Raw genomic sequence first — 11,248 nt, 5'->3', positions numbered from 1 at the left:
GGCCACGAAACAAGATCAAGACGTCAATACGATGCAGGGGATTGAATCAGGACGTCGCTTCAACAATCGTTTTTAAATGAATCTGCAATTTGGCCTGCTTTTCGGACAACTCTTCAAGCCTTTGCTGATCCTTTGCGATGACTTCGGGAGGCGCCTTGTCTACGAAGTTTGGGTTGGATAGTTTCTTCTTTAAGAATACCATGTCTTTGTCGATTTTTTTCAACTCTTTTTCGACCCGCTTTTTCTCCTCGTCGAAATCCATCAACCCTTTCAGAGGGACATAAAGCTCCAGCCCTGTTAAAACTGCGGACGCGGCGGCTTTCGGTTTTTCGATATTGGGACCGAGAATCATTTCCGAAACCCGTGCCAAATCCCTGATATACCCATTGTTATTTTCGATCAAGCGCTCCTGGTCTTTATCGAATGTCTTGATGTGGACCTCCAGCATTTGACCGGGGTTGAAGTTCATTTCGCCGCGGATGTTGCGCACCCGGGTGATGACGTCCATCACCACCTGTAATGCCTTTTCCGCGTTTTCGTCGTTCAGCGAGGGATCGGGTGACGGGTAACGCGCGACCATGATGCTCACCCCCTCGCGCGGTAGTTTCTGCCAGATCTCTTCGGTGATGAACGGCATGACGGGGTGCAGGAGTTTCAGCGACGACTCCAGCACGTAAAGCATGACATTCTGCGTGGTGGTGCGTTCGGGCCCGGAGCCATTTAAGCGTGACTTCGACAGTTCGATGTACCAGTCGCAGTACTCGTTCCACAAAAATTTGTAAATGGCGTTGGCGGCGTCGTTGAAGCGGAATGCTTCCAGCGCCGCGTTGACCTCGGTGCAGGTTTTGTTCAGGCGGCTCAGAATCCAGCGGTCGGCAAGACTGCGGTCGGTGTGTTCCTGCAAATCGCAGGTGCCGGTGTAATCTTCCAGGTTCATGAACACGAAGCGCGACGCGTTCCACAGCTTGTTGCAGAAATTACGATAGCCGTCGATACGGTCCTCGGCGAGCTTGATGTCGCGTCCCTGTGCGGCGAACGCCGTCAGGGTAAAGCGGAGCGCATCGGTGCCGTACTTGTCCATCATGACCAACGGATCGATGACGTTGCCCTTGGTCTTGCTCATCTTCTGTCCCTCGGCATCCCGAATGAGGGCGTGGATGTAAACGTATTCAAACGGAATGTCCTTCCGGAACCGGAGGCCCATCATGATCATGCGTGCCACCCAGAAGAACAGGATGTCGAAACCGGTGCAGAGGACCGTCGTCGGGTAGAATTTCTTCAGCGTTTCGGTTTGCTCCGGCCAGCCCAGCGTCGAGAACGGCCACAGGGCGGAACTGAACCAGGTGTCGAGCACGTCGGTTTCCTGCGTGAGTTTCTTGCCGCCGCACTGTTTGCAGGCGGCGGGCGTCTCGCGGGCGACGGTGAACTCGCCGCAGTCGCCGCAGTTCCACGCGGGAATCTGGTGACCCCACCAGATCTGGCGGCTGATGCACCAGTCGCGGATGTTCTCCATCCACTCGAAGTACGTGTTTTCCCAGAACTTCGGGACAATTTTGATCTGTTCGCTTCGTACGGCCTCGATGGCCGGTTTGGCCAATGGCTCGGTCTTCACGAACCACTGTTTGGAGAGGTACGGCTCGACCACCGTCTTGCAACGGTAACAGTGGCCGACGGAATGCGTGTGGTCTTCGATCTTCTCCAGCAGGTCGCGGTCCTTGAGTGCTTCGACGACGTTCTTCCTCGCCTCGAAGCGGTCCTGGCCTTCAAACGGTCCCGCCTCGCTGTTCATGGTGCCGTCGGGATGCAGGACATTAATTGATTGCAGATTGTGCCGGCGGCCCAGTTCGAAGTCGTTCGGGTCGTGTGCGGGGGTCACTTTCAACGCCCCGGTGCCGAATTCGGTATCGACGTAGCTGTCCTCGATGATCGGCAGTTCGCGGTTGAGGATGGGGAGCAGCAGAATCTTGCCTCCTCTCCCGGCGTGGCGTTCGTCTTCCGGGTTGATGGCCACCGCGGTGTCGCCCAGCATGGTCTCCGGACGCGTGGTGGCGACGGTGACATGATCCCCACCGTTCTGAAAGGGATAGCGGATGTGGTACAGGTGCCCCTGTTTTTCCTGGTACTCGACTTCGAGATCCGAGAGCGCCGTCTGGCAACGGGGGCACCAGTTGATGATGTAGTCGCCCTTGTAGATGAGCCCGTCTTCATAGAGCGTGACGAACACCTCGCGCACTGCTTTGGACAAACCCTCGTCCATGGTGAAGCGGTCTCGTTCCCAGTCCAGCGAACAGCCCAGCCGCACCAGCTGCTTGTTGATGTTGCCGCCGGACTCGCCTTTCCATTTCCACACGCGCTCGATGAAGGCTTTTCTGCCGATGTCGTGGCGCGTCGTGCCTTCGGCGGCGAGCTGGCGCTCGACCACGTTCTGCGTGGCGATGCCGGCATGGTCGGTGCCCGGCTGCCACAGGGTGTTTTTCCCCTGCATGCGTTTCCAGCGGGCGAGGATGTCCTGCAGGGTGTTGTTGAAGGCGTGGCCGATGTGCAGGGAGCCGGTGATGTTGGGCGGCGGGATGACCATGCAGAAGGTTTCGCCGTCGCGTGTTTCATCGGCATGCGCCAGGCGGTGTTCCGCCCAGTGGCGAAGCCACTTGTCCTCCACTTCCTGCGGCTGGTATTTCTTGTCGAGTTGAATCATAAACCGAAAAAAGGGTGTTTCGTGTGTCCCAAGGTCATGACGGGGAATGAAAGTGTGCCACCGGCCCTTTAAATCTCAAAGCGATTTTTTTAAAGGGTGCTGCGCCCGGGCCGACGCGCGATTGGATTGTAACCGGGTGCCCGGGAGTTTGGGCTCTCGTTCAGAGGGTTTCCGACTTCTTGAGGCGTGCGATTTCTTCCTGAATCACCTCCCGGATGATGTCCGGTGCCACTTCCTCCACCACCTGCCGCACGGTCTCGCGGATGGTGCCGGAGAGGCCGGCCATCTCCGTTCGCAGGGTCGAGCGAATGTGCTGGTGCACGACGTCCTGCAGGGGATCGCCGTTCAGTCCGGGTACGGGAACCGGTTCCGCCCGGGTTGGGGTGGAGCCATGACCGCCGTTGGAGGAAGGCGACTCCTCGCCCATCATCGCCAGCGCTTCCTGGATCAGGTCCGGGTGGGGGGGGGATTCGATCCGTGGCTCGGCGGATTCCTGCTCCTCGGCGGGTGCGCGGGTTGCGGTGGTTTCCGTCAACTGGCGGAAAAACAGGTCCAGTTCATCCATGGATTCCTGAAAGGCAGCCTGCCGTTGCTGTCTGTCGGGCACGGCAGCGGGAATCGAGTCGCCGGATTCAATAGAATCCGAAACGGCTTCTACCGCGGTTTCGGCCTGGGGTTCCTCTTTTGGGGAAGTGTCCGGAGGAACCAGGTCTTCGGGGGAGAGCTCAATCCAATTCGGTCCATCCCCCTCGTTCTCTTCATCCACCGCCTCGATTTCGATTTCGTCCCCGGCATCCACTTCCACTTCGACCTCGGAATTGGGGTCGAATCCCTCGATTTCGTATTCTTCGTTTTCTTCCTCGGCGATGGGTTCCGGCGCAGCCTCACCGTCCAACAACCGCTTGACGATGCGGATGATCTCGTCGGTCTTGAACGGTTTTGAGATATAGCCGTCCGCTTCCGAATCGGCGTACATGATCTCATCCAGTTCCTCGAAATCGCTGGTCAAAAGCAGGACATGGATGTTCTGGAATTCGTCGGAATTCTTGATTTTCTTGGACAACTCGAAGCCGTTCATGCCGGGGAGATAGATGTCGGCCATGACGAGATCGGGCTTGTAATCGGAGAGGTAATTGAAGGCCTTGATGCCGTCGCTGATGCCCTCGACTTCCATGTCTTCGTTGTAGAAGGCCATGGCCACCAGTTTCTGGATGCTGATGCTGTCGTCAGCGACGAGAATTTTGAGTTTCATGTCTGCAACCTTGAATTCACGGGATCACCGAAAGCCAATAACCCTCCGGCACCGGGGCTCCCACTCAAAATCACACGGGTTCGATGTCCGAAGTATAGCATAAGGAGTTGGAAACTATTACCATATCGGCGATTTACGGGAAAACTGTAGTTTCGCCGCAGGCCCAATTTCCGGGGATCAGCGGTACCCGTCCACGTTCTGTCCTTTCCGTCCAGTATAAAGGAAGAGGGTGCCACCGCAATCGATTTTGTCCGGACGCAGGCCCGGCAGGCAGAAGCGCTGGGTTACCACCCGGGCGCCGGGTTTGAGCGATGCAAATAGGGCCGGAAACAGGCGGTCCACCGCCTGGTGGCTGAGGTAGAGGTACACGATATCGGCTTCTTTGCAGGGGTGGTCTGCCACGTTGCCCCAGTGGATGACAACGCGGTCGCTCACACCCGACAGTTTCGCCCATAGGCGGGAGACCCAGACCTTGACGGGATCGATCTCGATCCCCACCCCCTTCAGGCCGTAATCCCGGGCGGCGGTTATGAGCACGCGTCCGTCGCCGGATCCGAGATCGACCAGCGTCTCGCCGGGCTGGGCGTCGGCGAGGTCCAGTGCGCGGCGCAGGGCGCCTTGGCCGGTCCAGTGCCACGGCGCGCCGAAGAACACCGGACCCAGCACCACCCACGCAAGAAGAAGCGCCAGGGCAAGGAGCAGGAACGAGGCAACGTCGGCGATCATGAGGTGGAAGCGTTGTCGGAGAGAGCTTCGATCTCGTAGTGGACCCGGTCCCATTCGGTGAGCAGGGCGTTTTCCTCGGCGGTCAACTCCTTTTGCCTGGTGAGGGCCTGCAGGAGCGTGTCCTTGTTGCGGTCCTGGTAGATGTCGGCGTCGGCGAGCCGTTCTTCCAGTTCGGCCTTTTCACCCATCACGTCCTCCAGCTTTTTCTCCAGCGCCTCGGCGCGTTCCTTGAGCGGTTTCAATTGACGGTACCGCCGGTTCCGTTCTTCTGCTTCTTTGCGTTTCTGTTCCTTGTCGCGGCGGGCGGGTGTGGCGGTTTCGGAGGCAGGGGTTTTCGGCTCCACCTCCGCCGCGCGTTCTTCCTCTTTTCGTTTCATCCATTCGTAATGGCTGAAGTTGCCGAGGTATTCTTTTACTTGTCCGCCGTCCACCTCCCACACGCGGTTGATGAGCCCGTCGAGGAAATAGCGGTCGTGGGAAATCGTCACCACCGTGCCGTCGAAATCCGAAAGTGCGGCCGCGAGGATTTCGCACGAGCGGATGTCGAGGTGGTTGGTCGGTTCGTCGAGCAGGAGAAACGGCGCGGGCGCGGCCAGCATGCGCGCCAGCGACAGACGCGACCGTTCGCCGCCGGAGAGCACGCCGACTCTCTTGTCCACGTCGTCACCGGAAAACAGGAACGCGCCCAGGATGTTGCGCTGTTCGGTGAGCGTTAACTGTGGCGCGGTTTCGTCCAGAGACTGCAACACGGTGTGTTTCGGGTTCAATGTCTCGACGTGGTGCTGGGCGTAGTAGGCGCGCGTCACGTTGTGGCCGAGCTCGATGGTCCCGGCGTCGGCGGGCACCTGGTCCGCCAGCAGTTTGAGGAGCGTCGATTTCCCGGCGCCGTTGGGTCCGACCAAGGCGATCTTCATGCCGCGCTCGATCTGGATGGAAAAGTCGCGGTACACGGTGACCGGGCCGTACGCCTTGTCCACGTTTTCCAGACGTGCCACGATACGGCCCGTCCTGCCCGGTTGCGGGAAACGGAAGTGGATGGTCTTGGTGCCGCGGTGCGTCTCCACCCGTTCCATCTTCTCCAACTGCTTGATGCGGCTTTGCACCTGCGTCGCCTTGGTGTTTTTGGCGCGGAAGCGTTCGACGAACCGCTCGATTTCGGCGACGCGCCTCTGCTGGTTGGCGGCTTCGGCTTCCAGTTGCGCGATGCGCTCGGCCTTCTGCCGTTCGTAGTCGTCGTAGTTGCCCGTGTACACCGTGAGTTTGCCGCGGTCGAGTTCGGCAATGCGCCCGGCCAGCGCGTTCAAAAACCGCCGGTCATGCGAGATCAAAAGCAGACTGCCTTCATACGATTTCAGAAACGATTCCAGCCACACCACCGATTGCAGGTCGAGGTGGTTGGTCGGTTCGTCGAGCAGGAGCACGTCCGGGCTTTGCAGGAGCAGGCGAGCCAGCTCGGCGCGCATGCGCCAGCCACCGGAAAACGTCTCCAGCGGTTTGTTCACCTGGTCGGCGCGGAAACCGAGTCCGGACAAAATCGACTGCGCCCGTGACTCGCGTTCATAACCGCCGTGGCGTTCGAACTCGTGTTGCAGGTCGCCGTAGCGGCGGCTCCATTCTTCCGGTTTGCTGTCGTGGAACGCCGTGTCGTTGTGCAGGCGTTCCATTTCCTTCTGCACTTCGGCGAAACGAGCATCGCCCTCCACCACGCGTTCCAGCACGGTTTGATTCACCGTCTCCAACTCCTGCGACAGCATGGCCACGCGTGCGCCCTTGCGGATATGAACCATTCCGCCATCGATTTCCTCCTGCCCGACGATGACTCGGAACAGGGTCGTCTTGCCCATGCCGTTTTCGCCGACGAGGCCGACGCGCTCGCCGGGCTTGAGGTGGAACCCGACGCCGTCGAACAGCACCTTCGGTCCGTATTGTTTTTTGAGATTCTGAAGTTGGATCATGGATTGAAAACAGTCACCGCTGGCGGAGTTTGGGGTTGTACGCTTCGCGCAGGCCTTCGCCGAACAGGTTGAACGCCAGCACCACGAACAGGATGGTGAAGCCGGGAATGAACGTCAACCACGGCGCATCGAAGATGAACGCCTTGCCGTCGGACAGGATGTTGCCCCATGTCGCGTCCGGCGGTTGCACGCCGAAACCGAGGAAACTCAAAGCCGACTCGGTGAGGATCGCCGTGGCCACGCCGATGGTCGCCGACACCAGCACCGGCGCGATGGCGTTCGGCACGATGTGCTGGAAGATGATGCGCATTTCCGGGATCGCCTGACTCTTGGCGGCGAGGACGTAGTCCTGTTCGCGCAGCGCCAGGAACTCGGCGCGCACCAGCCGGGCCGTGCCCATCCAGCTGGTCAGGCCGATGACGATCATGATGTTGTAGATGCTGGGCGGCAACAGCGCCACCACGGTGAGGATGAGGAAGAACGTCGGGAAGCACAGCATAATGTCCACGAAACGCATGATGATCGTATCGACGGTGATGAATCCCAGCCGCACCCGGCCGTAAAACCCCGCCAGCCCGCCCAAAAAAATGCCGACGGTGACGGAAATGCCGACGGCGACGAAACCGACGGTGAGCGACACGAACGTGCCTTCCAGCATGCGTGCGAACACGTCGCGCCCCAACTCGTCCGTACCCAGAAGATAGATGCCCATCAAAGGCCGTTCGGCCTCCTTCACCAGTTCGGTGTTGTAGGGAGTCATGGGCGGTTTGAACTTTTCCGCCAGCCGCACGGTGGTGGGATCGAACCGCTCGTGGTGCATGGTGAGCAGTTTGCCGCCGACGGCGACGACGAACAGGAACGCGAGGAACCACATCGACGCCAGAGCCATTTTGTTTCGACTGAAGACGCGCCAGCGTTCCTGGAACGGAGTCTCCTCCGGCACCATGCCTTCGGCGGCAAGCGTTTCGGCTGTGGGCGATGCGGCTTCGTTCATACGGTCCTCAGAATTTGATGCGCGGGTCGGCCACCGCGTACAGGATGTCCGACACCAGCGTGCCGATGAGCGTCAGCACCGCGGCGATGAAGTTGAGCGTGAGGATCACCGGGAAATCCCGCGCCAGGATCGCTTCGTAGCCGAGGCGTCCCATGCCCGGCCAGGCGAAGATGGTTTCGAAAATAACCGACCCGCCGATGAGGCCGGGGATCATCAGGCCGAACATGGTGATGAACGGCAACAAGGCGTTGCGCAGGCCGTGGCGGTAAATCACCGTGTCTTCGTCCAGTCCCTTGGCGCGGGCGGTGCGGATGTAGTCCTGATTGATCACCTCCAGCATTTGCGAGCGCACGTAACGCGACAGCACCGCGAGCCCGGTGATGGCCGTCATCAGGGAGGGCAGGGTGAGGTGCCAGACGTAGTCCATCGACTTAAACAGCAGGCCCGCGTCCTCGAAACCGAACGTCTGCCTGCCGATCACCGACACGTTGAGGTTCTGCACCACGAAGATGATGAGGATGTACGCGAGGAAGAAGCCGGGGATCGAGATCAATGCGTACGAGAGGAACGTGGTCGAGCGGTCGAACGCCGAGTTGCGGTGGATCGCCGCCTTGATGCCCATGGGAAACGCGATGCTCCAGGTGATGAGCGTGGCGACGAGGAACAGCGGCAGGGAATTCAGGAAACGGTCCCAGATTTTCGCCAGCACCGGCTGGTTGTCCTTGAACGATTTCAACTGCCCGGTGAACAGGTCGCGCATCCAGTAGAAGTACTGCACGTGCATGGGGTCGTCGAGGTGGAAGGCGTCGCGGATACGCTGGATGTCTTCCGCCTTCATGCGCGGGTTGGCGGGATCGACCAGGCTCGGCTCGCCGGGCGCCAGGTGCACGATGGTGTGCGCGATGATGGAGATGAACACCAGCAGGATGATGCGCTGGCCGATATTGCGGATGATGAATGCGGTCATTTAACGGCTTTAAAATTTGTGACGTTGCGGTCGGTTGCCCCGGCCCGGCATTTTGCTATACTTCGAGCATGGACATTATACAGATCAGCCATTACCTCGACCAACTTCTCGACATCCATAATATCAAGGATGCCTCCCGCGCGGTCAACGGATTGCAGGTGGAACGCACCGGCGACATCAAAAAAGTGGGGCTGGCCGTCGATGCCTGCCAGGCCACCATCGACATGGCCATCGACGCCGAATGCGACATGATGTTCGTCCACCACGGACTGTTCTGGGGCGGACTGCAACCGGTGCGCGGCGCGCATTACAAAAAACTCGCGCACATGATGGAAGCCAACCTCGGCCTCTACTCGGCGCACATCCCGCTGGACGTGCATCCGGTGCTCGGCAACAACCGTCAACTGGCGGATGTGATCGGCCTCGGCAACCTGCAGGAATTCGCTTTTCACGACGGCCAGCACATCGGCCTGCGCGGGACGATTGCGCCGAAGACGGGGCACGAACTGGGCGGCATGTTGTCCGAAGCGCTCAGCGCGAACGTGCGCGTGATCGGCGACGGGGTGATCCGTTCGGTGGGGCTGGTCACCGGCGGCGCGGGGAAACTTCTGGGCGAGGCCATCCGTGAAGGACTCGACTGCTTCATCACCGGCGAAGGCGATGCCTACCAGTTTCACGATGCGATGGAGAACGGGTGCATCCTGATGTTCGCCGGGCACTATGCGACCGAAACCGGCGGCGTGAAGGCCGTGGGCAAACACCTCGAAGAGCAGTTCGGTCTGGAAACCACCTTCCTCGACTACCCGACCGGTTTGTGAATCAAACAAAAAAAACCGGAACCCCGCTCGGGGGTTCCGGTTTTGTGTTATTCGGTATCGTGCGGTGCGGTCAGCGCCTGCGGGAGCGGCGGTCGTCGTCGCGCCGGATGCGTTGCGGCGTGGGCGCGCCTTTCGAGAACAACCACAAGCTGAAGCCGAACACCATCATTCCCAGCACCAGCAATCCATCCACGTTGGCGAACGTCATGACGCGCTCCTTTCAAAGTACGGGAGGGAGGTGGGCGATGCCGCCCTGTTTCCGGTCCCTCCGGGTTCCGCCGGCCCGTGATTAAAACGAGAAGCGGTATTTCTCGAACAGGTCCATGGTCACGCGTTCGGCGTTTTCCTTGGACACTTCCTGCTCGATGCGCTGGATCGCCATTTCTCGAATGAACGGGATGGGGATGCGCATGACCTTGGCCTTGGCGTCGTCGTCCCACGGCATGCCGAAATCCGGCTCGTCGTCCTGCTGGTTGGCGTAGTCGACGTCGCGTTGTTTGTCCTCTTCGGTCACTTCCATGCCCATCGCTTCCTTGGCGGAGGCGGGCATGACGTTGGTGAACACTTCGTCGATGATATCCGGCGTCACCATCTTGTCGCCGCGCTGACGGGCGCGCGCCTCGATGGTCTGCTTGGCCATGCCCAGCACGAACGGCGGCACCTTTTCCATCTTCTCCATGGCGTCCTGCGTCCACGGCATGCCGCTGGTCGGCGCGGATTCCATGTAGTTCTTGAACTTGTCGACGATGTCTTCTTTCTTTTCGGTGCGGAGCGCGAGGAAGTCCTGGATCTCCTCGATCACTTCCACCTTGCGCGGGCTCTCGGCCATCTTCTGCTTGGCGACGTCGAACGCGCCCATCGACAATTCCTCGAAGCCGAACTGCCGGACGCGCTTGGAGACCAGCATCATCGACTCGTTGCGGATTTCTGTGAGGAAGTCGGACGTGATATATTTGTAGTTTCTCTTGACGGCCCGCTGGACCATCAACTTGCGGATGCCGGGACGCACGAACTCCGGCGCGTGCTTGACCCGCTCCCAGGCTTCGACCGTCCACTCCACGCCGTTTTCGTCGGCGTACGGGTGATCGATGCGGTCGGAGGCCTCGATTTCTTTTTCGTGGGCTGTGTAATCTTCTTGCATAGCGGTATTTTCCCAAAATGCGGGCTTGAAATAAAGCGCATTTTTGATTTAAGGTCACATCGGAAACAGACTGATTTTACACTACTTCACCCCCATTACAATGTCAACGATCAGGAAGGCCCCGCGCGCATGAGCTCAATCCACCGTTCCCCAATGGTTTACGGCTTTTTCTTCGTTTCGGGGATCACGGCCCTGGTTTACGAAATCATCTGGACGCGGATGCTGACGCTCGTGTTCGGCCACACGGTGTACTCCGTTTCGGTGGTTCTTGCGGCGTTCATGGCGGGGCTGGGCTTCGGCAGTTACGTGTGGGGCCATGTCATCGACCGCGCGGTGGAGGAGGAAAAGCACCCGCCGCTCGTCGTCTATGCATTCATCGAGATCCTGATCTTCGCCTCGGCGGCGCTGCTCAGCCTCATTTTCTACAAGTTCCACGTGTTCTACGCGTGGTTCCACCAGTTCGTCCCGGACTCGCCCGTGCTGTTCGCGGCCATCAAAGCTCTGCTGGCGTTTCTGCTGATGTTCGTGCCGACGACATTCATGGGCGCGACGCTTCCCATCATCAGCAAGTATTACGTCACCGACGACGCCCGCCTCGGCACGCAGGTGGGGTATCTGTATGCGCTGAACACGCTGGGGGCGTCGGTGGGGTGCCTGCTCACCGGCTTTGTATTCATCTCGCTGTTCGGCGTTCTGCAGA

General features: G+C 59.6%; 10 protein-coding genes. 2 read left to right on the top strand and 8 right to left on the bottom strand.

From position 1 onward, the window contains the following. Positions 1 to 46: 46 nt before the first annotated feature. From TX82_RS00725 to TX82_RS00700, 6 genes are all read right to left on the bottom strand, one after another. Positions 47 to 2,695, bottom strand: a complete 2,649-nt coding sequence (locus TX82_RS00725; RefSeq protein WP_005011155.1) for a valine--tRNA ligase — start codon at positions 2,693 to 2,695, stop codon at positions 47 to 49. Positions 2,696 to 2,855: 160 nt separating this feature from the next. Next, positions 2,856 to 3,947, bottom strand: a complete 1,092-nt coding sequence (locus tag TX82_RS00720; RefSeq protein WP_005011154.1) for a response regulator — start codon at positions 3,945 to 3,947, stop codon at positions 2,856 to 2,858. A gap of 177 nt (positions 3,948 to 4,124) precedes the next feature. Beyond that, the gene (locus tag TX82_RS00715; RefSeq protein ID WP_005011152.1) at positions 4,125 to 4,673 is read right to left on the bottom strand and encodes an SAM-dependent methyltransferase; all 549 of its coding nucleotides are present in this window, start codon (positions 4,671 to 4,673) and stop codon (positions 4,125 to 4,127) included. Then, positions 4,670 to 6,628, bottom strand: coding sequence for an ATP-binding cassette domain-containing protein (locus tag TX82_RS00710; protein WP_005011150.1), 1,959 nt, complete (start codon positions 6,626 to 6,628; stop codon positions 4,670 to 4,672). Before TX82_RS00710 ends, TX82_RS00715 begins: the two co-directional genes overlap by 4 nt. A gap of 13 nt (positions 6,629 to 6,641) precedes the next feature. Beyond that, complete coding sequence (locus tag TX82_RS00705; protein WP_005011148.1) at positions 6,642 to 7,622, bottom strand: ABC transporter permease; 981 nt, start codon at positions 7,620 to 7,622, stop codon at positions 6,642 to 6,644. A 7-nt stretch (positions 7,623 to 7,629) separates the two neighbouring features. Then, entirely contained in the window at positions 7,630 to 8,589 is a 960-nt protein-coding gene (locus TX82_RS00700; protein ID WP_005011146.1) for an ABC transporter permease, read from the bottom strand. A gap of 68 nt (positions 8,590 to 8,657) precedes the next feature. Here TX82_RS00700 and TX82_RS00695 point away from each other — a divergent pair, with 68 nt between their 5' ends. After that, positions 8,658 to 9,407: a Nif3-like dinuclear metal center hexameric protein gene (locus tag TX82_RS00695; RefSeq protein ID WP_005011142.1), complete on the top strand. Its 750-nt coding sequence runs from the start codon at positions 8,658 to 8,660 to the stop codon at positions 9,405 to 9,407. A 70-nt stretch (positions 9,408 to 9,477) separates the two neighbouring features. On the opposite strand, the gene TX82_RS16090 is transcribed toward TX82_RS00695, so the two are convergent. After that, positions 9,478 to 9,615: a hypothetical protein gene (locus TX82_RS16090; protein WP_187291882.1), complete on the bottom strand. Its 138-nt coding sequence runs from the start codon at positions 9,613 to 9,615 to the stop codon at positions 9,478 to 9,480. Positions 9,616 to 9,696: 81 nt separating this feature from the next. After that, positions 9,697 to 10,548 carry a PCP reductase family protein gene (locus TX82_RS00690; RefSeq protein ID WP_005011139.1) on the bottom strand — a complete coding sequence of 284 codons (852 nt, stop codon included), beginning with the start codon at positions 10,546 to 10,548 and terminating at the stop codon, positions 9,697 to 9,699. Positions 10,549 to 10,677: 129 nt separating this feature from the next. Here TX82_RS00690 and TX82_RS16085 point away from each other — a divergent pair. After that, on the top strand, positions 10,678 to 11,248 hold a 571-nt coding region (locus TX82_RS16085), incomplete at its 3' end, for a fused MFS/spermidine synthase (RefSeq protein WP_187291881.1).

Origin of the sequence: Nitrospina gracilis 3/211 (assembly GCF_000341545.2) — a bacterium.
GTDB classification, from domain to species: Bacteria; Nitrospinota; Nitrospinia; order Nitrospinales; family Nitrospinaceae; genus Nitrospina; species Nitrospina gracilis.
Note: the sequence above shows the minus strand (reverse complement) of the source record. Positions and strands in the feature narration are given on the sequence as shown.

Bases quoted from the DNA above. Each gene is read 5' to 3' on its own strand.
- TX82_RS00710 (WP_005011150.1), bottom strand. From the start codon at position 6,628: ATGATCCAACTTCAGAATCTCAAAAAACAATACGGACCGAAGGTGCTG.
- TX82_RS00695 (WP_005011142.1), top strand. From the start codon at position 8,658: ATGGACATTATACAGATCAGCCATTACCTCGACCAACTTCTCGACATC.
- TX82_RS00720 (WP_005011154.1), bottom strand. From the start codon at position 3,947: ATGAAACTCAAAATTCTCGTCGCTGACGACAGCATCAGCATCCAGAAA.
- TX82_RS00705 (WP_005011148.1), bottom strand. From the start codon at position 7,622: ATGAACGAAGCCGCATCGCCCACAGCCGAAACGCTTGCCGCCGAAGGC.
- TX82_RS16090 (WP_187291882.1), bottom strand. From the start codon at position 9,615: ATGACGTTCGCCAACGTGGATGGATTGCTGGTGCTGGGAATGATGGTG.
- TX82_RS00690 (WP_005011139.1), bottom strand. From the start codon at position 10,548: ATGCAAGAAGATTACACAGCCCACGAAAAAGAAATCGAGGCCTCCGAC.
- TX82_RS00715 (WP_005011152.1), bottom strand. From the start codon at position 4,673: ATGATCGCCGACGTTGCCTCGTTCCTGCTCCTTGCCCTGGCGCTTCTT.
- TX82_RS00700 (WP_005011146.1), bottom strand. From the start codon at position 8,589: ATGACCGCATTCATCATCCGCAATATCGGCCAGCGCATCATCCTGCTG.
- TX82_RS00725 (WP_005011155.1), bottom strand. From the start codon at position 2,695: ATGATTCAACTCGACAAGAAATACCAGCCGCAGGAAGTGGAGGACAAG.